Source organism: Variovorax sp. LG9.2 (assembly GCF_035018885.1).
In the GTDB taxonomy this organism is placed as follows: domain Bacteria; phylum Pseudomonadota; class Gammaproteobacteria; order Burkholderiales; family Burkholderiaceae_C; genus Variovorax.
This window is the reverse complement of record NZ_JASJXB010000019.1, coordinates 29907-54725: the sequence shown is the minus strand read 5'-3', so window position 1 is coordinate 54725 and position 24819 is coordinate 29907. Positions and strand designations below refer to the sequence as shown.

The 24819-nt window shown below is 64.0% G+C and carries 24 protein-coding genes; 22 read left to right on the top strand and 2 right to left on the bottom strand.

Translation table 11 applies throughout. The annotated features are described in order from the left end of the window. Positions 1–3: 3 nt before the first annotated feature. The 17 genes from nrdR to tolA all read left to right on the top strand — a co-directional run bounded on the left by nrdR (position 4) and on the right by tolA (position 14943). Positions 4–447 carry a transcriptional regulator NrdR gene (gene nrdR / locus QN413_RS18445; protein ID WP_187052367.1) on the top strand — a complete coding sequence of 148 codons (444 nt, stop codon included), beginning with the start codon at positions 4–6 and terminating at the stop codon, positions 445–447. Between the two features lie 185 nt (positions 448–632). Further along, positions 633–1208 carry a GspH/FimT family pseudopilin gene (locus QN413_RS18440; RefSeq protein WP_323498021.1) on the top strand — a complete coding sequence of 192 codons (576 nt, stop codon included), beginning with the start codon at positions 633–635 and terminating at the stop codon, positions 1206–1208. Beyond that, on the top strand, positions 1196–1738 hold the full coding sequence (pilV, locus tag QN413_RS18435; protein WP_323498020.1) for a type IV pilus modification protein PilV: 543 nt from the start codon (positions 1196–1198) through the stop codon (positions 1736–1738). The genes QN413_RS18440 and pilV overlap by 13 nt, the downstream gene beginning before the upstream one ends. A 52-nt stretch (positions 1739–1790) precedes the next feature. After that, on the top strand, positions 1791–2501 hold the full coding sequence (locus QN413_RS18430; protein ID WP_323498019.1) for a hypothetical protein: 711 nt from the start codon (positions 1791–1793) through the stop codon (positions 2499–2501). Beyond that, complete coding sequence (locus QN413_RS18425; RefSeq protein WP_323498018.1) at positions 2501–3202, top strand: pilus assembly protein; 702 nt, start codon at positions 2501–2503, stop codon at positions 3200–3202. Before QN413_RS18430 ends, QN413_RS18425 begins: the two co-directional genes overlap by 1 nt. A 46-nt stretch (positions 3203–3248) precedes the next feature. Further along, complete coding sequence (locus QN413_RS18420) at positions 3249–6509, top strand: pilus assembly protein (protein ID WP_323498017.1); 3261 nt, start codon at positions 3249–3251, stop codon at positions 6507–6509. Further along, positions 6506–6964, top strand: coding sequence for a type IV pilin protein (locus QN413_RS18415; protein ID WP_323498016.1), 459 nt, complete (start codon positions 6506–6508; stop codon positions 6962–6964). Before QN413_RS18420 ends, QN413_RS18415 begins: the two co-directional genes overlap by 4 nt. 136 nt (positions 6965–7100) lie before the next feature. Continuing rightward, positions 7101–8198: a bifunctional diaminohydroxyphosphoribosylaminopyrimidine deaminase/5-amino-6-(5-phosphoribosylamino)uracil reductase RibD gene (gene ribD / locus QN413_RS18410; protein ID WP_323498015.1), complete on the top strand. Its 1098-nt coding sequence runs from the start codon at positions 7101–7103 to the stop codon at positions 8196–8198. A 78-nt stretch (positions 8199–8276) separates the two neighbouring features. Next, positions 8277–8945 carry a riboflavin synthase gene (locus QN413_RS18405; protein WP_323498014.1) on the top strand — a complete coding sequence of 223 codons (669 nt, stop codon included), beginning with the start codon at positions 8277–8279 and terminating at the stop codon, positions 8943–8945. Beyond that, positions 8942–10114 (top strand): bifunctional 3,4-dihydroxy-2-butanone-4-phosphate synthase/GTP cyclohydrolase II, encoded by a 1173-nt coding sequence (ribBA, locus tag QN413_RS18400; protein WP_323498013.1) that lies wholly within the window; start codon positions 8942–8944, stop codon positions 10112–10114. The genes QN413_RS18405 and ribBA overlap by 4 nt, the downstream gene beginning before the upstream one ends. Before the next feature lie 4 nt (positions 10115–10118). Continuing rightward, entirely contained in the window at positions 10119–10583 is a 465-nt protein-coding gene (gene ribH, locus QN413_RS18395; protein WP_323498012.1) for a 6,7-dimethyl-8-ribityllumazine synthase, read from the top strand. Then, positions 10580–11122 (top strand): transcription antitermination factor NusB, encoded by a 543-nt coding sequence (gene nusB / locus QN413_RS18390; RefSeq protein ID WP_323498011.1) that lies wholly within the window; start codon positions 10580–10582, stop codon positions 11120–11122. The genes ribH and nusB overlap by 4 nt, the downstream gene beginning before the upstream one ends. A 4-nt stretch (positions 11123–11126) precedes the next feature. Further along, positions 11127–12311, top strand: coding sequence for a pyridoxal phosphate-dependent aminotransferase (locus QN413_RS18385; RefSeq protein WP_323498010.1), 1185 nt, complete (start codon positions 11127–11129; stop codon positions 12309–12311). After that, on the top strand, positions 12308–12745 hold the full coding sequence (gene ybgC, locus QN413_RS18380; protein ID WP_323498009.1) for a tol-pal system-associated acyl-CoA thioesterase: 438 nt from the start codon (positions 12308–12310) through the stop codon (positions 12743–12745). The genes QN413_RS18385 and ybgC overlap by 4 nt, the downstream gene beginning before the upstream one ends. Then, positions 12742–13461, top strand: a complete 720-nt coding sequence (gene tolQ, locus QN413_RS18375) for a protein TolQ (protein WP_187052381.1) — start codon at positions 12742–12744, stop codon at positions 13459–13461. Before ybgC ends, tolQ begins: the two co-directional genes overlap by 4 nt. 2 nt (positions 13462–13463) lie before the next feature. Continuing rightward, a complete protein-coding gene (locus tag QN413_RS18370; protein WP_187052382.1) occupies positions 13464–13922 on the top strand; it encodes a biopolymer transporter ExbD in 459 nt (152 codons plus the stop codon). Between the two features lie 4 nt (positions 13923–13926). Beyond that, positions 13927–14943 carry a cell envelope integrity protein TolA gene (gene tolA / locus QN413_RS18365; protein ID WP_323498008.1) on the top strand — a complete coding sequence of 339 codons (1017 nt, stop codon included), beginning with the start codon at positions 13927–13929 and terminating at the stop codon, positions 14941–14943. A 28-nt stretch (positions 14944–14971) separates the two neighbouring features. Here tolA and dnaE read toward each other — a convergent pair whose 3' ends face one another. Further along, entirely contained in the window at positions 14972–18487 is a 3516-nt protein-coding gene (gene dnaE / locus QN413_RS18360) for a DNA polymerase III subunit alpha (RefSeq protein ID WP_323498007.1), read from the bottom strand. 62 nt (positions 18488–18549) lie between these two features. Between dnaE and QN413_RS18355 the strand changes: the two genes are divergently transcribed. The 5 genes from QN413_RS18355 to QN413_RS18335 all read left to right on the top strand — a co-directional run bounded on the left by QN413_RS18355 (position 18550) and on the right by QN413_RS18335 (position 23863). Next, positions 18550–19335: a sulfurtransferase gene (locus QN413_RS18355; RefSeq protein WP_323498006.1), complete on the top strand. Its 786-nt coding sequence runs from the start codon at positions 18550–18552 to the stop codon at positions 19333–19335. A gap of 59 nt (positions 19336–19394) precedes the next feature. Next, positions 19395–20099, top strand: a complete 705-nt coding sequence (locus tag QN413_RS18350) for a response regulator (RefSeq protein ID WP_323498005.1) — start codon at positions 19395–19397, stop codon at positions 20097–20099. After that, entirely contained in the window at positions 20074–21681 is a 1608-nt protein-coding gene (locus QN413_RS18345; protein WP_323498004.1) for a sensor histidine kinase, read from the top strand. The genes QN413_RS18350 and QN413_RS18345 overlap by 26 nt, the downstream gene beginning before the upstream one ends. 99 nt (positions 21682–21780) lie before the next feature. Continuing rightward, positions 21781–22299, top strand: coding sequence for a tripartite tricarboxylate transporter TctB family protein (locus QN413_RS18340; protein WP_409052167.1), 519 nt, complete (start codon positions 21781–21783; stop codon positions 22297–22299). A 4-nt stretch (positions 22300–22303) separates the two neighbouring features. Then, complete coding sequence (locus QN413_RS18335; RefSeq protein WP_323498003.1) at positions 22304–23863, top strand: tripartite tricarboxylate transporter permease; 1560 nt, start codon at positions 22304–22306, stop codon at positions 23861–23863. A gap of 41 nt (positions 23864–23904) precedes the next feature. Here the strand turns inward: QN413_RS18335 and QN413_RS18330 are convergent, their stop codons facing one another. Next, entirely contained in the window at positions 23905–24816 is a 912-nt protein-coding gene (locus QN413_RS18330; RefSeq protein WP_323498002.1) for a pirin family protein, read from the bottom strand. Positions 24817–24819 lie beyond the last annotated feature (3 nt).

Below are 24819 nucleotides of genomic sequence, written 5' to 3'. Positions count from 1 at the left end.
CGCATGAAATGCCCTTTTTGCGGTCACCTCGAAACGCAGGTCGTCGAGACCCGTGTTTCAGAAGATGCGGACTTTGTGCGCAGGCGCCGTCAGTGCGCCGACTGCGACAAGCGCTTCACCACCTACGAGCGGCCGGAGGTCAACTTTCCTGCGGTCGTCAAAAAAGACGGCAGCCGTGCCGACTTCGATTCGCGCAAGGTTCGTGCGTCGATGGTGTTGGCGCTGCGCAAGCGACCAGTGAGCATCGAGCAAATCGACAGCGCCCTTATGCGCATCGAGCAAAAGCTGCTGTCCAGCGGGTTGCGGGAGATCGACTCGGCAAAGGTCGGCGAACTGGTCATGCGCGAACTCAAGCGGCTCGACAAGGTTGCTTACGTCCGCTTCGCGTCGGTGTATCGGAGCTTCGAAGACGTGGATGAATTCAGGCAGTTGCTGCGCGACATTTAGTAGCGCATCAGTAGCGAATCGACGTTACCAAACGTCGTTTTCTTCTGCCAACTTCGTCAATTCGAGTTTGCAAAGATTCTAAAAGGTCGCATCTGCATCGAAGCAGTCCGATCGTCCATCTAGATCGACCGGCGAGGCATTTTTGCCTCCTTCTTTCGTGTAACGGCCCGTAGCATGCGGGCCCTATGCGACGCATATCCTTACTCACCGCCTATTCGTCAAAGTCGACTCACCTCGTCTCTGGCTTCACGGCCATCGAGTTGATGGTTGTCGTGTCGATCGTCGGAATACTGGCCGCGCTCGCCGCGCCGAGCTTCCGTACCGTTATCGAAAACTACCGCGTCCGACGCGCTACCGAAGACCTCGTCTCCACCATCTACCTGGCGCGCGCGGAAGGCATCAAGCGCGGTGGCGGCGTCGTGCTTCGCAAGGCTGGCGCAGCGAATTGCAGCGGCGCGACTCAAATCGAGCAGTGGGATTGCGGCTGGTTCGTCTTTGTGGACTCGAACGGCAACAAGCTCATCGACCCGGGTGAAGAAACGATTCAGACCGCGCCCGCTGCGACGGGCGTCTCCATCACCTTCACTTTGCACAACGCGCTGGCCTCTGTCGACCGCTGGGGACAGTTCAGCGGTGCCGGCGCGTTCGGCTTTATCGTGCGGCCCTCTGGCAACACATCGGCTGCCAGTACAACGGCGCTGTGCATGAGCAGCGGCGGTCGTTTGGCAACACGCAAAGGGGTGTCCTCATGCCAGGCCTGAAACGACAAAGCGGCGTCTCGCTCATCGAATCGCTGGTCGCGACGACGATTCTGGCGATCGGCAGCCTTGGGCTGCTCACCGTCCAGATCCGCACCTTGGCCGAAACGCAGACCAGCGTGCACCGGGCCCAGGCCGTTCGCGCCATCGAGGATCTGGCAGAGCGCATCAAGGCCAACCCGGACGGCTTCGGCCAGCTCCGCATTGGCGCATACGCAAGCCCATGGGACGCGACACCCATCGCTGCGTCGGATGCCTGCGATGTCAACGCATGCAGCCCGGCAGAGCTGGCCCGATCGGACATCGCCCAGTGGCGAAAAACGATCGCCCGCACCTTGCCACTGGGACAAGCCAAAGTCTTCACCGATGAATCGGTTGCCGCTGCCGACCGACGTCAGCTGGGTGTAATGGTGGGTTGGCGCGCGAACGAGCGGACGGGCGATGGTGTCTCGCCGTTCGATCTGAAAGTAGATGCTGCGGGTGTCGCTTGTCCCGAGGGACTCATCTGCCATCTCGTCTATGTGCAGCCTTGAATTTCCATCTGCCCGAGGTCGTCGGGCTCAAAGCGGCGCCTCCCTGATCGAGTTGCTCGTCGGTTTGACGCTCGGCCTGATGGTCGTCGCGGCCGCGATCGGCACATTGATCGTCTCAAGAACCGCGTCAGGCACTGTCGGCGATCTGAGCCAATTGCAGCAGCAAGGCTCCTACGCGCTGCGTGTCGTGGGCATTCAGATTCGTCAGGCCGGGTCGGTCGCGCCCATCAAGGATTCGGTCAACTCGCTCTACAGCTTCAAGGACACCTTCATCGGCTTCGGTGGGAATTCAAGCGTGGTGACTGGTGCCGATGGCGCCGGGGACAGCGCCGACACCGTATCGACCAGCAACGAGCCGCTCGATGGCAACCCCGACACACGTCCGCGCGATTGTCTCGGCGAGAAGGCAAACGGTGCCCGCATCGACAGCACGTTTTGGGTCGACGGCGAAGCGCACGAACTCAAGTGCAAAAGCGGCGCCAAGAATCAGGCCCTGATCGGCAACGTCGCCGACTTTCAGGTTTGGTATCGCATCCTTTCCGCGGCCAGCACCACGCAACGCATGACCGCTAAACAAGTCGATGCCGCCGGGCTCTGGCGCTCCGTTAAATCGATCGAAATATGTCTCGACTTGCAAGGCGATGAGGCCGGGCAACCCAATGTCGGCAGCTATGCCAACTGCCAAGGCGTGGAGTCGCCGAGGAACGGGCGACTGCATCTGGTCTTTCGCAATGTCTTCGACTTGCGGACACAGGGCACCTGATGGGCACGCCACGCTTGCGCCAGCAGGGCATCGCACTGTTTGTCGTGATGGTGGTGTTGCTGCTGTCGATGCTGCTGGTACTTTGGTCATCGCGTACCGCCCTGTTCAACGAACTGCTTACGGGTACCGACAGCGACTACCAGCGTGCGCTCGAAGCTGCTCAGTCTATGGTGCGCGATGCCGAGTTCGATATTCAGGGGCAGAAGCCCGACGGGTCCGCGTGCACTGGCTCCTTTTGCCGGTCTCCCGTCATCGATCCGAGCCAAGGTCAGGCCTTCTACCCTGAGAGTGCTAACGACTTTCAAGATCTGGACGCCGCGTTGGTCACGAAGACTCCCTCATGCGTTGCCGGCATCTGCACGGCGACCAACGTAGCCGCGGAATTCTGGGCGACGGCGACGGCACTGAGCGCCATGAAGGCCTCGGCAGCGACCTACGGCCGGTACACAGGCGCGCAGGCCGGCGAGGTCGGGAATCCATTGCTGAGGGCGAACGCCGGTGCTGGCGCCAAAGCCTGGTATTGGGTCGAAGTGCTGCCCTACGACACCGCCTCGGCGGTCACCGCCGGCCCAGCCCAGACCTTCGCGCCCGACAGCACGCGGCCCAACATCTATCGCATCACCGCTGTGGCACAGGGGCTTAAGCCGGGCACCCAGGCAGTTGTGCAGTCGGTTTTTGTCTGGAAAAAAGTCAGTTCGTGAGTCGGGGCGGACATTCGTGCCTGGCGAGGAAATCAGGGGAGTCACCATGAAAACGAATCCAATGCTCGCGCGGCCAGCGCTGAGCCTCGCCATCTTCGCCTTGCTCGCCATGGCGTTCGCCCTCTTCAGCGCGGACATCGAAGCCGCGCCACTGTCGTTGAGCATGTCGCCGGCCGGGACGGCGTACCGACAGCCCGCACCCAACGTCATCGTGTCGGTCGACGACTCTCGCAGCATGAATGTGTCGGGCATGGCGACCCTGCGCAGCGCACTGAAAGACACGTTCTCTGCCGCCAACGTGCCGGACGGTTCGATCCGCCTTGCATGGCAAGCGATGACCGGCTGCTACACGATCCCTGCCGGCGGTGACTGCAAGAACCAGAACGCGATGAAAGTGCTCGATGCAACGCAGCGAGTCCGCTTCCAGCAGTGGGTCGACACATTGGCGCCGCAGGGGGCGACGCCCTCACACCGCATGTTGTTCAACGCCGGCCAATATCTGAAGTCGGCGCCAGGTGTCGACAGCCCCTGGGCCAGCGTCCCCGGAAGCACGCAACAACCGATGTTGAGCTGCCGCAAGTCTTACAACCTCTTCATGACCGACGGCGGCTGGAACGACACGACATCATGGGATGCAGCCGACAGCACCGCTGCGCGATCGATCGGCAACAGGGATGGGACGACCGGAACGTTAGGTGATGGAAAGACGGTGTACGACGTTGAAAGCGACAGCACGGCGATTTACCGCGACCGCTTCGGCACGAGCACGTTGCCGACGCTCTCCGACCTCGCCTTCCACTATTGGGCGACCGATCTTCAACCGTCTCTCGCCAACGATGTCCCTGCGAAGATCACCCAAAAAGGCGACCAGACCTTCACCAGCGAGGGATCGAGCAGAACGGTTCAGGAATTCTGGAACCCGCGCAACGATCCGGCGACCTGGCAGCACATGACGACCTACACGGTCGGTTTCAATGCAGCCGCCAACTGGAACGCCACCAGCGCCACGCCGAAGTTCGGCACGGACGCATGGACCGGCGGCGATTACACGGCACTGATTGCCGGGCGCACCCAATGGACCGATGCCATAGACGGAGACGAGACCACGCGAATGCCAGAGCTCTGGCACATGGCGCTCAACGGCCGTGGCAAGTTCGTGCCGGCGCCGACCGCGAGTTCGCTTGCCGGGTCGTTCAAGGACATCCTCGATTCGATTGCCGCCGACAAGTCCTCGCCCATTAGTTCGGTGTCTGTCAGCGCCAGTTCCACGAGGCTCGATGCCGCAGTGTTCACCTCTTCCTACGACCCGGCCAGTTGGAGCGGCGCCATCACTGCGCACAAGCTGGTCGCCGGCACGGGTGTCGCGTCGGCCCAAGGCCTCTGGGGGATGTTACCGGCCACGGCAACAAGCGCTGCGAAGCCCATTTCCACCTCGACGTTGATGGATGACGTGGCCTTCTCGCCGAGCGCCCGCGTTGTTATGTCTGCAAGGCGCCCGCCGGCGGCCGGCGACAGCACCGCCGTTAACGGTATCTCGTTCGTCTGGAGCGCACTTGCAACCGCACAGCAACGCACGCTCGACACATCGAACGCCACGATCGACGGCCTGGGCAAGGAACGCCTCGCCTTCGTGCGCGGCTTTCGCGACGACGAGCAATCGAACGGCGGCAACTTTCGTAACCGCGATTCGCGTCATGGCGATGTCGTGAACTCCAAGCCCTGGTACGTGGCCGGCAAGGCGGGCGCAGGCTACACGGCGTACGGTTATGCCGCATTCAGGGCAGCCAGCACGACGCGGCCATCGATGCTCTACGTCGGCGCCAACGACGGCATGCTGCACGGCTTTTCGGCCGTCGACGGCAAAGAGAAGATCGCTTACGTACCGCTGGCATCCTATGCCGGGCTGTCGCAGCTGACCCAGCCCGGCTACGCCCATCGCTACTTCGTCGACGGCTCACCTTTAGCCGGCGATCTCTACGTCGGCGGAAGCTGGAAGACCTATCTGGCGGGCTTCATGGGCGCGGGCGGCAAAGGCTACTTCGTACTCGACGTGACCGACCCTGGCGCGTTTGTCGCAGGCAATGCCGGAAACATCGTCGTACTGGACCAGACCGCATCCACCTCCACCTCCACCTCCGCCTCCGCCGTCGACGCGGACATCGGCCACATCTTCAGCGAACCCGTTCGCGAGCAAGGAGACACCGGAGTCACACGTCAAATCACTCAGCTCAACGACGGCCGCTGGGCACTGGTCACAGGCAACGGCTACAACAGCACGCGCGAGAACGCCGTGCTGATGATCCAGTACCTCGACGGCGCTCGCGAGTTGAGAAAAATCCATGCAACCGCTGCAAGCGGGCTGACAGGCAACGGCCTTTCAGCCCCTCGGCTCGTCGATCTGAACGGCGACAGCGTGTCCGATGTGGCCTATGCGGGCGATCTTCACGGCAACCTCTGGAAGTTCGACCTCAGCGCCCACGCGCCATCTGAATGGAAGACCGCTTTCAACGGCGCGCCGCTCTACTCGGCGACTTCCGCAGCAGCGGGAGTCGTGCCCGGACGGCCGCAGCCCATCACCAGTGCGCCAGTGTGGTTGCCGCATCCGAAAGGCGGAGTGATGGTCGTCTTCGGCACCGGTGCCAATCTGACTGACGCCGACAGAACCGACACCTCACTGCAAACGGTTTACGGCGTGTACGACAGCACCGCGGTGACGCGCAGCGCCGGCAAGCTCATCCTGACTGGCGGCAGCGCCCTCGCCGGCGGTCGCGGTGCGCTGGTGCAGCAGACCATCAGCTCCGCTGCCGCCACGGCCACGGCGGTCGCCGGATCGGCATCCGGCCACACCATCCCGCTTTGGGCGGTGTCGTCCAACCCTGTCGACTACGCCGGCTCGCCCGCCAAACGTGGCTGGTACCTCGAACTGCCGCCGGGTGAACGTGTGCTCGGCAATCCAACGTGGTTCGACGGCCAATTGATCGACGTGGCAAGCACGCTGCCCGCGGCCGGTGAAGACATCACACGTGAAAGCTGCTCCCCCAGCATCACAGGTGCACGGCACTTTCTGACGACGATCAACGCCATCAACGGCAGCGCGCCAAAGTCCGATATCTACGCCTCTGCCGGCGCGGGCGGCGCAACAAGCGCGACGGGAACTGCTTCGCGAAGCGAAACCGGCGTCCGGTCCAGCATCAGGGACAGCGCGACCAACACAGAAAAGGCCATCTGTGCGGCTGGTCAGATCTGCGCCGATCGCAAATTGCTCGGCCGCACCGCACTGCGCCCGTCGTGGCGGCAAATGCAATGAGTGCAAAACAACGCACTAGGCATCGCGGCTTCAGTCTGGTCGAAGTGCTGACCGTCGTCACGGTCATTGGCATCCTCACCGCTCTCGCGCTGCCCAGTTACCAGGAATATGTACGCCGCGGTCATCGGGCCGAAGCGCGCGCCGGGCTGCTCCAAGCAGCACAGTGGATGGAACGCGTGGCGACGGCCAACGGCGTCTATCCCGCGACGACACCAAAGAACGGTGCGGACGTGACGCCGTTGCCCTTGTCGCTGACAACCGTTCCCGGCAGGCGGTACGCCGTGTCGCTCAAGACAGCCACCGACTCCGCCTACACTCTGATTGCAGTGCCCTCGGGCGCGCAGTCAGACGACAAATGCGGGACGTTCACGCTGGACCAGTCGAGTGTTCGCGGCATCACTTCGGCTGCGGCCGCTGGCAGCGCCGACTTGATTGCCGACTGCTGGACTCGCTGACCGTCGTTTACTCATCGGTTAGTGTGGCGCGCTGCTGATTCGTCACTCACTCGACACTGACCCAACGTTGACCGCCTCATTCGACCCCGCTGCCGTCCCCCTTGCCGCAACGCGCTTGGCAAACACGGCAGCGCCCATGCAACTCGCCTTGTCATCGGCACGCGCCGCGCTATGGGCCGTTCCGCCCAATCCCGCCGTCGGCTGCGTGATCGTGTCGCCGACCGGCGAGGTGATCGGCGTCGGTCGAACGCAGCGCACCGGCGGTCCGCATGCCGAAGTCATGGCGCTGCGCGACGCTGCCTCCAAAGGTCATGCTGTCCGGGGCGCCACAGCCTATGTAACGCTGGAGCCCTGCTCCCACCACGGCCGAACAGGCCCCTGCAGCGACGCACTCATCGCCGCCGGCATCGGCAAAGTCGTCGCTTCGCTGGCCGACCCGAATCCGCTGGTGGCCGGACAGGGATTCGCCAAACTTCGCGCCGCCGGCATCGATGTCGAAGTCGGGCCGGGTGCCTCCGAATCCCGTGAACTCAACATCGGTTTCTTCAGCCGAATGATCCGCAAATCACCGTGGGTTCGCGTCAAAGTCGCCGCGTCGCTCGACGGCAAGACGGCGCTCGAAAACGGGACCAGCCAATGGATCACCTCCCCACCTGCGCGCACCGACGGTCACGCCTGGCGGGCGCGTTCTGGCGCGATGCTGACGGGTGTGGGCACCGTGCTCGAGGACAACCCGCATCTCGACGTACGGCTGGTCGACACAGAACGTCAGCCTCCGCTGGTCGTGGTCGACAGCCATCTTCAGACGCCGCCCCACGCACATATTTTTAAAGCTGCACGTCATGTGTGGATCTACGCTGCGGCCCGTGATGAAGCCAAGGCAGCGGCACTGGAAGCGCGCGGTGCCACCATCACGTGCCTGCCGAACGCGCAGGGCAAAGTCGATCTCGCTGCCCTGCTGAAAGACCTCGCGATGCGCGAAGTCAACGAACTGCACGTCGAGGCCGGCCACAAGCTCAACGGCTCGCTTATCCGAGAAGGCCTTGTCGACGAATTTGTGGTCTATCTCGCGCCCAAGTTCGTCGGCAGCGGCTTCGGTATGGCCAGCCACACCCATGCCGGCGGTTCGCTGACGTCGCTGACGGGCGCATTGCCTCTGGAATTCCGCTCGGTGGAGTTGATTGGCCCCGACCTCCGGATCGTCGCGCGAGTGACCGGCAAAGACGCGTTCTAGCGTCCTTTCGGCGGCCCTTTTGGCGCCGTTCTTGCGCATCCGGCGAACGCAGGCCGCGCGTTCTGCGAAAATCCACGAATGTTCACCGGAATCATCACCGGCGTGGGGCGCATCGCCGCAGTCCACGACCTCGGAAGCTCTTCATCCCACGGCAAGCGGCTCAGCATTGCGACGCCTCCAGGTTACCTGGACGACGTGGGCCTCGGCGACAGCATCGCGCTCAACGGCGCCTGCATGACCGTCACGTCGCTCGACGCGGCGCAACTGCAGTTCAGCATCGATATTTCCGCTGAATCTCTCGACAAGACCGCCGGTCTTTCCGTGCCCGACGGCGCCGTCAACCTCGAAAAAGCCTTGCGGGCCAACGACCGGCTGGGCGGCCACATCGTCTCAGGCCACGTCGATGGCATCGGCAGGGTGAGCTACTTCGCGGAGATCGGCGAAAGCTGGGAACTCCGAATCGTCGCGCCGCAAGCACTCGCACGCTTCCTTGCGTACAAAGGCTCGATCACCGTCAACGGTGTCAGCCTGACCGTCAACACAGTGACCGATCTTGTTCTCGAAGACGTTCCGGACGGCAGCGAGATCAGCATCAACCTGATACCGCACACGGTCGAGAACACTGGGCTAGGCACCTTGCGCGCCGGCAGCAACGTCAACCTCGAGGTCGACACCGTCGCCCGCTACGTCGAGCGCATGCTGCAAGCGGGCGCCCTCTCCATCCAGAACAAGAAAGACAAGCCATGAACGCCTCCGTCACGTCGATTTCGTCTGTATCGCCGATCACCGCTTCGCGCAGCGGTCGCGTCACCGCGCCAATCTCGCCCATCGAAGAAATCGTCGAAGACCTGCGTGCCGGCCGCATGGTGATACTGGTCGATGAAGAAGATCGCGAGAACGAAGGCGACATCGTCATCGCGGCCGACCACATCACGGCGGAGTCGATCAATTTCATGGCGCGCCACGCTCGCGGCTTGATCTGCCTGACACTGTCGCGCGAGATGTGCGAACGCCTGCAACTGCCGCCGATGGTGTCGCGCAACGGCGCCAAGCACTCGACCGCGTTCACCGTGTCGATCGAAGCGGCCGAAGGCGTGACAACCGGCATCTCGGCCGCCGACCGCGCCCGCACCGTGCAGGCGGCCGTTGCGCGCAAAGCGGTGGCGGCAGACCTGGTGCAACCGGGCCACATCTTTCCGCTCCAGGCGGTGGATGGCGGTGTGCTCATGCGCGCGGGGCACACCGAAGCCGGCTGCGATCTGGCAGCGATGGCCGGCTGCTCGCCCGCTTCGGTCATCTGCGAAGTCATGAACGAAGACGGCACGATGGCGCGCCTGCCCGACCTGCAACTGTTCGCAGCGGAGCACGGTATCAAGATCGGCACCATTGCCGCCTTGATCGAGCACCGCAGCCGCACCGAATCGCTTGTCAAAAAGGTAGGTGTTCGCGAAATCCAGACGGCTTGGGGTGTGTTCACCGCACACGCTTTCACCGACAAGCCCAGCGGCGGCGTGCATCTGGCGCTGGTCCGCGGAAGCTGGTCGCCGGAAGATACCGTCGACGTGCGCGTGCACGAGCCGCTCTCGGTGCTCGACGCACTCGAGGTCAACCGCTCGCTGCATTCATGGGGCCTTGACTCGAGCCTTTCGCACATCGCTGCCGAAGGCAAAGGCGTGGCCGTGCTCTTGAACTGCGGTGAATCCGGCGCTGACTTGCTGGCCCAGTTCGACGGCACCGCGCGCCCGGCGCAAGCGCCCGAGCGCGGCCGCATGGACTTGCGCAGCTACGGCATCGGCGCGCAGATCCTGCGCGAATGCGGCGTCCGCAAAATGAACCTGCTCGGCACGCCACGCCGCATGCCGAGCATGGCCGCCGGCTACGGCCTGGAAATTGCGGGCTACATCTCGAAAGACTGACGACATGCAAGGTTCGAACAAAGGAGCGGGGACCCCGCTCGAAGGCACCGGCTTGCGCATCGGCATCGTGCAGGCGCGCTTCAATGCGGACGTTACCGACGCGCTCGCGCAGGCTTGCCTCGCCGAACTCGAAGCGCTCGGCGTCGCCGCAAAAGACATCGACCATGTGCAAGTGCCCGGCGCACTCGAAGTGCCGATTGCACTGCAGGCGCTGGCCGAGCGCGGTGGTTATCACGCGCTGGTCGCACTCGGCTGCATCATCCGCGGCGAGACATACCACTTCGAGCTGGTCGCCAACGAGTCGGGCGCCAGCGTGAGCCGCGTCGCGCTCGACTACCGCCTGCCCATCGCCAACGCCATTCTCACCACCGAAGACCTCGCACAAGCCGTGGCCCGCCAGACCGACAAAGGTCGCGATGCGGCCCGTGTCGCCGTCGAAATGGCGCAACTGCTAGCCACACTTTCATGACCGAAGACACCACCAAAGACGCGATCGCCAAGACCGGCCCGCCCAAACAAATTCGCACCGGCCTCACCGCCACGGGCGTTCGCAAAGCTTCGGCCAAGTCGAGCCGAAGCCGTGCGCGCGAGTTCGCCTTGCAGGCCCTCTACCAGTACATCGTGGGCAAGAACGATGCGGCCGACATCGACGCTTTCACACGCGATCTGGCCGGCTTTCACAAGGCCGACTCGGCGCACTACGACGCGCTGTTGCACGGTTGCATCGAGGGCGCGGCACAACTCGACGTGCTGATTCTTCCCTTGCTCGACCGCGAAATTGAACGCATCTCGCCGATCGAACATGCAGTCATGTGGATCGGCGTTTACGAGTTTCAGAATTGCCTCGACGTGCCCTGGCGCGTGGTGCTGAACGAATGCATAGAACTGACCAAGGAATTCGGCGGCACCGACGGCCACAAATACGTCAACGCCGTGCTCAATGGCTTGGCGCCACAGCTTCGCAGTGCCGAAGTCGAAGCAGACCGGCTGACCGGCAAGGCCAAGTAAAGAGATGAAGATTTCGTCGCGCGCCGAGCGCATCGAGCCGTTCTACGTCATGGAGGTGGCAAAGGCCGCGTCTGCCCTTGCCCGCGAAGTCGCGCACACCGATCGGCCGATGATTTTCCTGAACATCGGCGAGCCGGACTTCACCGCACCGCCGCTGGTGCAGGAAGCGGCCGCTCGCGCCATCCACGACGGCACCACGCAATACACGCAAGCGACCGGCCTCGATGCACTGCGCGAGCGCATCAGCGGCTGGTACACAGAGCGCTTCGGCGTCGATGTACCGGCGCGCCGTATCGTCGTGACGGCCGGCGCTTCGGCGGCGCTGCAGCTGGCTTGCCTGGCGTTGATCGAGGCGGGCGACGAGATCCTGCTGCCCGACCCCAGCTATCCGTGCAACCGCCATTTCGTCAGCGCAGCCGACGGCCAAGCCGTACTGGTGCCAACCACGGCGACCGAGCGTTTTCAGCTCACTGCCGACAAGGTCGAATCCCACTGGACCGACAAGACGCGCGGTGTATTGCTCGCGTCGCCGTCGAACCCGACGGGCACCTCGATCGCTCCCGACGAGCTGCGCCGCATTCACGAGGTAGTGACACGGCGCGGCGGCATCACGCTGATCGACGAGATCTATCTCGGCTTGTCTTACGACGCGAAATTCGGCCAGACCGCGCTCGCCATCGACGACCAGGTCATCAGCATCAACAGCTTCAGCAAGTACTTCAACATGACCGGCTGGCGGCTCGGCTGGCTGGTGGTGCCCGATGCGCTGGTGCCGGTGATCGAGCGGCTCGCGCAAAACCTTTTCATCTGCGCCAGCACGGTATCGCAGTACGCAGCGCTGGCCTGCTTCGAAGCCGAAAGCATCGCCGAGTACGAGCGCCGCCGGGCGGAATTCAAGGCGCGCCGTGACTGGTTCATTCCGCAGCTCGACGCGCTCGGGCTGACCGTGCCGGTGATGCCCGACGGCGCTTTCTACGCCTGGGCCGATTGCACCTCGTTCGCGCAAAAGCTGGGCATCGACGGCAGCTGGGATTTCGCTTTCGAGACCATGAAGCGGGCGCACGTGGCGGTGACGCCAGGCCGCGATTTCGGGACCGCAGAGACCAGCCGCTTCGTGCGCTTCTCTACAGCGAGTTCGATGGAACATCTGCAGGAAGCCGTCCAACGACTGAAGGCACTGGCCCGATGAGCTTCGCGTTTCCGATTCGGGTGTATTGGGAAGACACCGATGCGGGCGGCATCGTGTTCTATGCCAACTACCTGAAGTTCATGGAACGCGCGCGCACCGAATGGCTGCGTTCGCTCGGCATCTCGCAGCATGCCTTGCGCGAAGAAACCGGCGGCCAGTTCGTCGTCAGTGAAACCACGTTGAAATACCATCGCCCCGCCCGCCTCGACGATGAACTGCTGGTTACAGCCGAAGCGCGGCAGATGGGCTCGGCGTCCTTGATAATCGGCCAGCGCGTGCTATCAAAATCAGAGCAAGGACTTTTGCTCTGCGAAGGCACGATCCGCATCGGCTGGGTGGACGCCGCCACATTGCGCCCCGCGCGCATTCCGGCACACGTTTCGGGAACCCTCGAGCACTCCATCGGCTCCATTGAAGAACCATCCAAGCCATGAACCAAGACCTGTCGATCATCAACCTCCTTATCCACGCGAGTTTCGTGGTGCAACTGGTCGTGCTGCTGCTCGTGATCGTTTCGATCTCCAGCTGGGCCGCCATCTTCCGCAAGTTCTTTGCGCTGAAGCGCATGCGCGCGCTGAACGACGAGTTCGAACGCGAGTTCTGGTCGGGCACCAGCCTGAACGAGCTCTTTGCCTCGGCCGCGCAAAACGCGAAACTGGCAGGGCCGATGGAGCGCATCTTTGCCTCCGGCATGCGCGAGTACCAGAAGCTGCGGGAGCGCCATGTGACCGATGCCGGCACGCTGCTCGACGGCGCCCGCCGCGCGATGCGGGCCAGCTTTCAGCGTGAACTCGATGCGGCCGAACAAAACCTGTCGTTCCTCGCGACGGTCGGCTCGGTCTCCCCCTACGTCGGGCTCTTCGGCACGGTGTGGGGAATCATGCATGCCTTCACCGGGCTGGCTGCGCTCACGCAGGTGACGTTGGCCACCGTGGCACCCGGCATCGCAGAAGCACTGGTCGCGACCGCGATCGGCCTCTTCGCCGCCATCCCGGCCGTCGTGAGCTACAACCGCTTCGCACGCGAGATCGACAAGATCGCCATCGCTCTCGAGACGTACATCGAGGAGTTCTCGAACATCCTGCAGCGCAACCTGTCGGCCAACGTCAATCCGGCGACCGCCGCGGTCTCGGCCACTGCAGGGCGCTGAGCATGGCTGCCGTATCGTCACGCGGCCGCGGACGCCGCACCATCAACGAGATCAACATGGTCCCGTTCATCGACGTGATGCTGGTGCTGCTGATCATCTTCATGGTGACCGCGCCGCTCATCACCCCCAGCGTCATCAACCTGCCGACGGTCGACCGCGCCAACAAGCAGCCCGACAAGCCGATCGAGATCGTCATCAAGAGCGACGACGAAGTGCAGATCAAGAAAGACCCGTCGACCGGCACCGGCGGAACTTCGTTGCCCATGACGCAGATCGGCGCGGCCGCCAAGGCAGCGCAAGGCGGCGACGACCAGCGGCCGGTCGTGATCAGCGCCGACAAGACGGTCAAGTACGACACCGTGGTCCGCGCCATGAACGAGCTGAAGAAGATCGGCATCGAGCGCGTCGGCCTGTCGGTCACGACCACCGGCACCGGCGCGGCGCCGGCCAGGGGCAAGTAAGCGCATGTCGCTCGCTGCCGATCGTCCCGAGTTCGCACCGCCGCCGCAGCGCGGCACCCCGCGCGCCGTCATCTTGGCGCTCATCGCGCATGCGCTGCTGATCGCGGCGCTGACCTGGGGGGTGCACTGGAAACGTGAAGCCGAGGACGATGCGGTCGAAGCGGAACTGTGGTCGTCGACCGTGCAACAAGCGGCGCCGCGGCTCTCCGCTCCGCCGACGCCGGTGACACCGCCGACGCCGACGCCTCCACCTACCCCGGCACCGCCGCCACCTCCTCCTCCACCGCCTGCACCTGCACCGCAAGTCAGGCCCGACCCGACGCCGGTGCCACGCGCACCCGACATCGCGCTCGAACGCGAGAAGAAGCTGAAAGAACAGAAGGAGCGCGAGCGGGAAGAAGAGCGGCAAGACAAGCTGAAGGCGCAGCAGCAACAGCAACAACAGCAGGCCGCGAAGAAAGCGCAAGAGAAGAAAGACCTTGACGCCAAGCAGCGCGCCGAGGACGAGGCCGACCGCAAGCTGGAGCAGCAGCAAAAGCTGGCCGACGCCAAAAAGGCCGACGCGCAAAAAGCCATCGAGGCCAAGAAGGCAGAAGCGCAGAAGGCTGCTGCGGCCGAAGCGAAGCAGGCCGACGCTGCCAAGCAGGCCGCTGCCGATCGCGCTGCCAACTTGAAACACATGCAAGGCATGGCTGGCGCCACCGGTGCCGAGGGCTCGCAGGGCACGGCGCTGAAGGCGTCAGGCCCTTCCGGCGGCTACGGCGCACGCATCGCCGCCGCAGTGCGCCCCAACGTGACCTTTCCCGACGCTGACACCGTCAACGGCAATCCAGCCGCCGAGTTCGAAGTGAGCCTGGCGCCTGACGGCACCATCGTCAACGTCAAGCTCAGCAAGTCGAGTGGCTTGCCGAGTTGGGACGAAGCCGCCGAACGCGGCCTGCGCAAGACGGATCGTTTGCCGCGCGACAACGACGGGCGGATCTTTCCGTCGCTGATCGTTTCGCTGAAGCCGAAGCGTTAGAAGCCGAAGCGTTGACTGGGCCGGTGATCTACAACTCGTAGATCACCGCGGCCTTGCCCGCTTCAGCCTGCGCCGTCCAGCTGGCCAGCGCCGCATCGGTCGGGAAGAACTTCGCGCTTTCCCCCAGCTGCAATTCAACCTGCGCCCCGCCCCGCGCCAGCGACAAACGCACCGGCAGCCCCTGCCGCAATTCACCATGCTCGCCCATCTCGGTGCGCGGTGGAAAGTCCCGGGCGATACGCGCAATGTCTGGCGCCTTGCCATTGACTGCCACGCGCAGGAACTTGCCGAAGCGGCAACGCGCACTGGCCAGGTCCCACACCTGCTGCACCTGAAAACGCGCCTCGAAACCTCCGCGACCCGGCTGCAGTTTGCCGCTCACGATCACCAGTTCGTCGTCCTTCAGCGTGTTGCGATTGGCATTGAAAAGTGCCTCGTCGGCGGTCGCGTCGATCGAGTCCGACTTGTCGTCGAGCTTGAAGATCGCCAACCGACCACGCTGTCCGTTGATGACCCGAAAATCGCTCACGATGCCCGCGATGATTTGCGGTTCGCGGCTGTCCATCAGGTCACCCACCTCGCGCTTGCAGAAGCGCCGCACCTCGTGCGCGACCTCGTCGAACAGGTGTCCCGACAGATAGAAACCGACGGCCGTCTTCTCGAGTGTCAAACGCTCCTTCACCCCCCATGGCGTGGCGTCGACCAGCTCCGGCTCTTGCGTCGCCGAGCCATGCTCGCTGTCGCCGAAGATATCGACCTGGGAAGCGTTGGCTTCGGTAGCGCTCGCGAAATCGAAGGCCTTGTCGACCGACGCGATCAGCGACGCGCGGTTCTGCTGGATCGAGTCGAAGGCGCCCGCCTTGATGAGCGCCTCGACCGTGCGCTTGTTGATGCGCTGCCGATCTACGCGCACGCAAAAATCGAACAGGCTCTTGAAAGGCCCGCCGGCGTTGCGCGCCTTGACGATCGCCTCGACCGCGAACTGCCCGGTGCCCTTGACGGCGCCCAAGCCATAGCGAATCGACTTGTCCGTTACCGGCTCGAAGCGGTAGTTGCCGCGGTTCACGTCCGGCGGCTCGAAGCTGATGCCGAAGTTCTTGATCGCGTCTTCGAACAGCACCTTCAACTTGTCGGTGTCGTCCATTTCAACGGTCATGTTCGCGCAGAAGAACTCGGCCGTGTAATGGACCTTCAACCAGCCGGTGTGATATGCCAGCAGCGAGTAAGCAGCGGCATGCGACTTGTTGAAGCCGTATCCCGCGAACTTCTCCATCAGGTCGAAGATCTCGTCGGCCTTCTCTTGCCCGATTTTGTTGACCGCCGCGCCCTTCCTAAAAATCTCGCGGTGCTCGGCCATTTCTTCGAGCTTTTTCTTGCCCATCGCGCGGCGCAGCAGGTCGGCGCCACCGAGAGAATAGCCGCCCAGGATCTGCGCGGTCTGCATGACCTGCTCCTGGTAGACCATGATCCCGTAGGTCTCCGACAGCATCTCTTCGACCAGCGGATGCGGGTACTCGACCGGCTCGCGGCCGTGCTTGCGCGCGACGAAGCTCGGGATCAGGTCCATCGGCCCCGGCCGATACAACGCATTGAGCGCGATCAGGTCTTCGAGCCGCGTCGGCCGCGCGTCTTTCAACATGCCCTGCATGCCGCGCGATTCGAACTGGAACACCGCCTCCGTCTTGCCTTCCGAGAACAGGCGATAGGTGTGCGCGTCGTCGAGCTTGATGTCCTCGTAGGCGAACTTCTCCTGCCCCTTGTGTCGCGCAATGATGAAGTCCTTGGCGATCTCCAGGATCGTCAGCGTAGCGAGTCCCAAGAAGTCGAACTTGACCAGGCCGATCGCTTCGACGTCGTCCTTGTCGAACTGGCTCACCGCCGAGTCGCTGCCGGGCTGCTGGTACAGCGGGCAAAAGTCGGTGAGCTTGCCGGGCGCGATGAGCACACCGCCCGCATGCATGCCGATGTTTCGCGTCATGCCTTCGAGCTTTTGCGCCAGCTCGACCAGCATGCGAACTTCTTCTTCCTTCTCGATGCGGGCCGCGAGTTGCGGCTCCATCTCGATGGCGTAGTTGTTCTTGTCGCCCTCGACCTTCGGGTTGGGTGGGTACTGGATCGTCACCGGCTGTCCCGGCTTGTTCGGGATGAGCTTGCTGATGCCATCGCAGAACATGTAGCTCATGTCGAGCACGCGGCCCACGTCGCGAATCGCGGCCCGTGCGGCCATGGTGCCGAAGGTGGCGATCTGGCTCACCGCGTCGCGCCCGTACTTGTCCTTCACGTAGTCGATCACCCGGTCGCGATTGCCTTGGCAAAAGTCGATGTCGAAGTCGGGCATCGACACGCGTTCCGGATTCAGGAAACGTTCGAACAGCAGCTTGTATTCAAGCGGATCGAGGTCGGTGATCTTGAGTGCATAAGCGACGAGCGAGCCAGCGCCCGAACCGCGGCCCGGCCCCACCGGACAGCCGTTGTTCTTAGCCCATTTGATGAAGTCGCCCACGATCAAAAAGTAGCCGGGGAAACCCATCTTCAGGATGGTGTTGATCTCGAACTCGAGCCGCTCGACATAGCGCGGCCGCTCGACATCGCGCTTTGCGAGATCGGGGTACAGATGCGCCAGCCGCGCCTCCAGTCCTTCGAACGATTCGACGCGGAAGAACTCGTCGATCGGCATGCGCACGCCATCGACCTCAGGCGTCGGAAAGTTCGGCAACTGCGGCTTGCCGAGCACCAGCGTCAGGTTGCAGCGCTTGGCAATTTCAACCGTGTTGGCGACAGCGCTCGGCACGTCGACGAAAAGCACTTCCATCTCTGCGACCGACTTGAAATATTGCTCCCGCGTGAACTTGCGAACACGGCGCGGATTGCCAAGAATTTCGCCTTCGGAAATGCAGACGCGCGCCTCGTGCGCCTCATAACCCTCGCGGTCTGCGAACTGCACCGGGTGCGTCGCGACCACCGGCAATTTAAGGCGTGCAGCGAGTTGCACTGCGGCGATGACGTGCGGCTCGTCTTCGGGTCGACCGGCGCGCTGCAACTCGATATAGAAGCGATGCGGGAACAGGCTGGCAAGTTGCAAGGCGACCGCCGTTGCGCGCTCGGCGTGGCCTTGCAACAGCGGCGCGCCCAGCGGCCCGGCTTGCGCGCCCGACAGGCAGATGAGCCCACCCTGCAACTCTTCGAGCCATGCCAGCTTGCACACCGCTTGCGACTGACCGCGGCCGACGTTCTGCGTCCATGCGCGCGCCAGCAACTCCGAGAGGTGCAGATAACCCTCGGTGTTTTGCACCAGCAAGACGATGCGCGTCACTGCACCGATTTCGGCGCCGAGGCCTTCGAGCATGACTTCGCAGCCCAGCACGGGCTTGACGCCTTTGCTGCGCGCTTCCTTGTAGAACTTGACCGCACCGAACAGGTTGTTCAGGTCGGTGATGGCCAGCGCCGGCTGCTTGTCGGCAGCGGCGGCGGCGACGACTTCGTCGATTCGATTGGTACCGTCGACGACGGAAAATTCGGTGTGCAGGCGGAGGTGAACGAACATGGATCGATTGTAGAAACTCGGCACTTCACGATGCGATTCAGCGCTCTCTAAAATGGCGGGCTGTGCAAGAAATTTTGAATATCGCCGCTTACAAATTCGTAGGCATCGACGACGCGTCCATGCTGCGCGAAGACCTGCGTTCGCGCGCCCTGTCGGCCGGCCTCATGGGCACGATTTTGCTGGCGCCAGAGGGCATCAACCTCTTTCTCGCCGGCGCGGCGGAGGCGGTGCGCGGATTCCTGGCCGGTCTGCGCGCAGACGAACGTTTTGCCGACCTCGAAACCAAAGAAAGCTGGTCCGCCACACAGCCGTTTCGTCGCATGCTCGTGAAGTGCAAGCGCGAGATCATCCGCATGGACCATCCGGCGATTCAACCCGCAGCCGGTCGTGCGCCGGGCGTCGATGCGCTCACGCTGAAGCGCTGGCTCGACCAGGGTCATGACGATGGCGGCAAACAGATCGTCATGCTCGACACGCGCAACGCCTTCGAAGTCGACGAAGGCACGTTCGAAGGCGCCGTCGACTGGCGCATCGACAAGTTCACGCAGTTTCCGCAAGCGCTCGAAGAGCATCGCGAAGCACTGGTCGGCAAGACGGTCGTGAGCTTCTGCACCGGTGGCATCCGCTGCGAGAAAGCCGCCATCCTGATGCGCGAAGAAGGCGTGGCCGACGTGCTTCAACTCGAAGGTGGCATCCTCAAATACTTCGAGACCGTGGGCGGCGCGCACTACCGCGGCGACTGCTTCGTCTTCGACGGCCGCCGGGCGCTCGCACCCGACCTGAGCGCGCGCTCGACGCACGCCAGCGCTCGCGCACCCGAAGACCCGGACCTCGCAATCAAGCACTGATCGCGCACCTGCCAGTCTCGGCAGGTAGGCGTCAGGCAGGCTCGGGTATTGTCCGCGCCATGCGCATCCTCCTGGTTGAAGACGAACTCGACATGGCCTCTTGGCTGGTCCGCGCGCTGACGCAAAGCGGCTTCGTAGCCGACCACGCGCCCGACGCCCGCACGGCAGAGGCCTTCATGGTCGGCACCGAATACGACGCCATCGTGCTCGACCTGCAACTGCCCGACAAGCACGGCATGAGCGTGCTGGCCGACATGCGGGACGCCGACAACCGCACGCCGGTGTTGATCCTGACTGCGCAAGGCGCGTTGCAAGACCGTGTGCGCGGCCTCAACCTCGGCGCCGACGACTTCCTGACAAAGCCCTTCGAGGTCGCCGAACTCGAGGCGCGCCTTGCGGCATTGGTCCGACGCAGTCGCGGACGACAGCACCCGCGCATGCAATGTGCCTCGCTGTCGTACGACGGCGAGAGCCATGCCTTCTCGCTGCGCGGCACGTTGCTGCCGCTGACGCCGCGCGAACAGGCCGCGCTCACCGCCCTCTTGATGCGCAGTGGTGCACCGGTGAGCAAGTCGAACCTGTTCGGCAAGGTGTTTACCAACGACAGTACCGCGGGGCCCGACGCCATCGAGGTCGTCCTGCACCGGCTGCGGCGCAAGCTCGAGGGCAGCGACGTTCGCATCGTCACCGTGCGCGGACTGGGTTACATGCTCGAAAGCACCGGGGATGCAGTGGTCGATGTCGATGTCTCCAACGCGCGCTGACAAGAACACTGAGCCGCGTCGCTTCGGCATTCGGGCGCGGCTGCTCGCGTTGCTGCTGCCGGGCATCGTCGCGCTGCTCGCGCTCGACAGCTGGAACGACTATCACGCCCTTTCGGAAACCGTCGCCAACGCCTACGACCAGAGCCTGCTGGAACCGGTCAAGGCGCTCGGCAACAGCATCGTCGTGCGGCCAGACGGCAAGGTGCAGGTGCATGAAGCCTTCTCGGTCGAAGCGATGTTCGCGGCGACCAGTGCGCGCTACAAGCATCTGCATGTCGGCATCACGCCCGTGGGCACAGACGGGCCGGAGACCACGCTCATGGGCGTACCCGACTTGCCTCCGCCGCCGGTCGCGCCGCCTGAGCAAAGCGTAGGCAAGCCGGTCTTCTACGACGCTTGGTACCAGGGGCGGCCGGTGCGCATCGCGGCGCTGCGTCAGACCGTGTACGACACCCGCGGCACTCACGACATCCAAGGCGCCGGCGACAGCAGCAGCAACGCCGCCTGGCAGGTGCTGATCCAGGCGGCCGAAAGCACCGGCCCGCGCGCGCGTGCCGTGAACGAATCGCTGCAACAGGAACTGTGGCGCGACACCCGCATGCTGGTGGTCGTCACGCTGCTCATCTGGATGGGCGTCGCATGGACGATGCGCCCGCTCGAACGGCTGCGCGCCTCCCTGCGCGAGCGTCAGCCCGACGACCTGCAGCCGCTCGACCCGACCGGCATGCCGCAGGAGGTGATGCCGCTGGTCGACGCCGTCAACCACCACATCGAAAGCCACCGCACGATGGTGGCGGAGCATTCGCAGTTCCTTGCGGATGCATCGCATCAACTGCGCACGCCGCTTGCGATCCTGTCGATCCAGGCCGGCTATGCAGTGCGTGAAACCGACCCCGAGCGCATGCGCGAATCGCTGCGCGCCATCGTGACGCAACTGGCGCGCACGCGCCGGCTCAGCGAGCAATTGCTGGCATTGGCACATGCGACGCACCAGGACAACGCGGGTGGCGCGCCCGCGCTCGTCGACCTCAACGCCGTGGCGCGCGCCGTGGTGCTTCAGTACCTGCCGCTCGCGCGGGAAAACGATCAGGATCTGGGCTGGATCGATGCGCGTGGCGACCTCCCCTTCGAGCGCACGGGTGAAGCCGCAGCGGGCGATGCAGACGGCGAACCCACGCGGCCGGTGCTGCCCGTGCATGCGAACGAAGCCGAACTCCACGAGGTGCTGTCGAACCTCGTGCACAACGCCATCAAGTACACGCCGCGCGGCGGCAGCATCACCGTGTCCGTACGGCGCGATGCGCGCTACGCGCTGGCCGAGGTCTGCGACAGCGGACCGGGCATCAGCGCAGATCGGCGTGCCAGCGTGTTCCAGCGCTTTCAGCGAGACGCGTCGAGCGAGGCGCGCGCCACGCAGGGCGCAGGCCTCGGGCTCACCATCGCGCGCAGCTACGCGCGCCGCAACCACGGCGACATCGAACTGGCGGATGCCGGAAGTGCGGACGGCGCGAGCGGACCTGCCAGCACAGCGGGTGCGGGGCTCCGTGCGACCCTTCGTTTACCCTTAGTGAACCTTAAGTGATTACACGTATTTTGAGCGCCGACAGGGCGGCAGAGAGCCCATCGAAAGCCGATTGAAAGGCTCCATTTCTAGACTGCTTCCTTCAATCGAAGGAGACCTATGCAAGAGCAGCACGCCGGTACGCCCGGGGCGACATCGCCCCTCAAGGCCCGGTTCAAGAAGGATTACTACGGCGGCGCGCTGATGGTGCTGGTCGGCGTCGCTGCCGCAGTCGCCGGCGTCGACTACCGCGTCGGCCAACTCGCGCGCATGGGGCCGGGCTTCTTCCCGGTCGCGCTGGGCTCGCTGCTGGCGCTGGTCGGCGTCATGATCGCTGCGTCCGCGCGCAACCCGAAGCCATCCGCAGAACCTGCCGTGTCGCACGGTCATCCCGGCGGCATGCCGGACATTCGCGGTGGTGTCTGCATCGTGCTGGCCATCCTGGCCTTCTTGCTGCTGGGCGTGTACGGCGGCCTGCTGCCGGCGACCTTCGCCATCGTCTTCATCTCGGCGCTGGGCGACCGCGACAACACGCTGATCGAAGCCGGACTGCTGTCGCTCGCCATGTCGGCCATCGCCGTGGTGGTGTTCTGGTGGGCGCTGCAACTGCAGCTGCCGCTCTTCCAGTGGGGCGGCTGACACCATGATTTCGCAATCGCTTCATGACCTCTGGTTCGGCTTCGGCGTCGCCTTTCAGGGCACCAACCTGCTGTGGTCTTTTTTTGGCGTGCTGGTCGGCAATTTGATCGGCGTGCTGCCTGGCATGGGCGCGCTCCAAGCCATCTCCATCCTGCTGCCGCTCACTTACGTGATGCATCCGGTGCCCGCGATCCTGATGCTGGCCGGCATCTTCTACGGCTCGCAGTACGGCGGTGCCATCGGCGCCATCTTGCTCAACATGCCCTCGCATCCGCCGCATGCGGTGACCTGTCTCGACGGGTACCCGATGACCAAGCAGGGCAAGGGCGGGGTCGCGCTGGGCATCACGATGATCGCCTCGTTCTTCGCGGCGTCGGTCGGGATCATCGTCATGATCTTCGCGTCGCCGTTGTTGGTGCAGATCGCCTTCAAGTTCGGCCCGACCGAGATCTTCTCGATCATGTTGCTGGGCTTGCTGGCCGGCTCCACCATGTCGCGCGGCTCGCCGCTCAAGGGCGTGGCGATGACGCTCTTCGGCCTGCTGTGCGGCGTGGTCGGTACCGACGTCAACAGCGGCAGCTTCCGCTTTGCCTTCGGCCTGCCCGAGCTGAGCGACGGGCTCGAGCTCACCGCGATTTCGATGGGCCTGTTCGGCGTGGCCGACTTCCTGCTCAACGTGAACCGCATGAAAGCCGTCGGCAGCAGCGCCAAGCTCACCTTGGCCGACATGCGTCCGAGCAAAGCCGAGCTGAAGCGTGCCTTCCCGGCGATGATTCGCGGCACCCTCGTCGGCACCGTGTTCGGTGCGATGCCGGGCACCGGCCCGACCATCACGACCTTCATCGCGTACGCGCTGGAACGCAAGATCTCGAAGACGCCGCACAAGTTCGGCACCGGCATGATCGAAGGCGTGGCGGGACCCGAGGCTTCGGCCCACTCCAAGACGCAGGTCGACTTCATCCCGACGATGAGCCTGGGCATTCCGGGCGACGCAGTGATGGCACTGATCCTCGGTGCGCTGCTGATTCAGGGCATCCAGCCGGGCCCGCAACTGATCACCGAGCATCCGGACATTTTCTGGGGCCTGATCGCCAGCTTCTGGATCGGCAACGTCATTCTGGTGGTGCTCAACGTGCCGCTCATCGGCGTCTGGGTCAAGCTCCTGCGCGTGCCCTACAAGTACCTGTTTCCAGCTGCGATGTTCTTCATTGCGGTGGGCGTCTACAGCACGCAGAACAGCCTGTTCCAGATCTGGGAAGTGCTGGCCTTCGGACTGATCGGCGCGTTGCTGATGTCACTCGAATTCTCGGTCGCACCAATTCTGCTGGGCTTCGTCCTCGGGCCGATGGTCGAAGAGAATTTCCGCCGTGCGCTGTTGCTCTCGCGCGGTGACATGACGGTGTTCGTGACGCGGCCGATCAGCGGCGCGTTCATCGGTCTGTGCGTGCTGTTGCTGGCGGGCGTGATCTTCTCGGCCTGGCGTGGCCGCAAGGGTGAGACGGCGTTGCCGGGTCTCGAACTGCCCCAGCCGCCAATCGACGCCACCCCGGCAGTCAACGAGTAAGCAAAGAACGATCGGCCCTGGGGGGCGATCCGAGCCGACGATCAGACGGGCGTGCTTTTAACGTCCGGCTCCTGAGCCCCGAACGGGTGCCCCGGCAGCGGAATGAACTCCGTCTCGCCTGGCACATGGCCCATGCGCTGGGCGGACCAGTCGGCGCCGGCCTGCAGGATTCGCTCCCGACGGCTCGAAACGAAGTTCCAGGTGATGTAGCGCGGCCCGTCGAGCGGCTCGCCGCCGATCACCACGAGTTGCAAATCGGCCGATGCGTGCAGCGTGGCTCCCGCACCTTCCTGAAGAAACGCCATCGTGTGCGCTGGCACAGCGGTGCCGTCGACCGACACATCGCCATCGACCGCGTACACCGCGAGCTCGGGTGCCAGCGCCGGCAGTACGAAACTCGCGCCGGCCTTCAACTGCACATCGAGGTAGACGGTCGGCGCATACGTCTTGACCGGCGATGTCTCGCCGAACGCGCTGCCGACGAGCACGCGCACCTTGGCGCCCTGCTCTTCGCACGATGGGATGTCCGCTGCAGCCGTGTGCGCGAAATTGGGCTCGGCCTCTTCATGCGCCAGCGGCAGGGCGGCCCATAGCTGCAAGCCGTGGTTGACGTAGGTGTCGGCCTTGAGCTGGTCCGGCTTGCGCTCGGAGTGCACGATGCCGCGACCCGACGTCATCCAGTTGATGGCGCCGGGGCGAATTTCCTGCGTATTGCCGAGGCTGTCGCGATGCATCATCGCGCCCTCGAAAAGATAGGTGACCGTGGCCAGGCCGATGTGCGGATGCGGCCGCACATCGTGCTCGCTGCCCGGTGTTTCGGTGGCGGGGCCGAAGTGATCGAAGAACACGAAAGGCCCGACCGATCGGCGCTTGGCCGAGGGCAAAAGGCGGCGAACTTTAAAGCCGCCGCCGAGGTCTTTGTCGGCCGGTGTCAGCAGTTGAGGTGCAGTCATGGC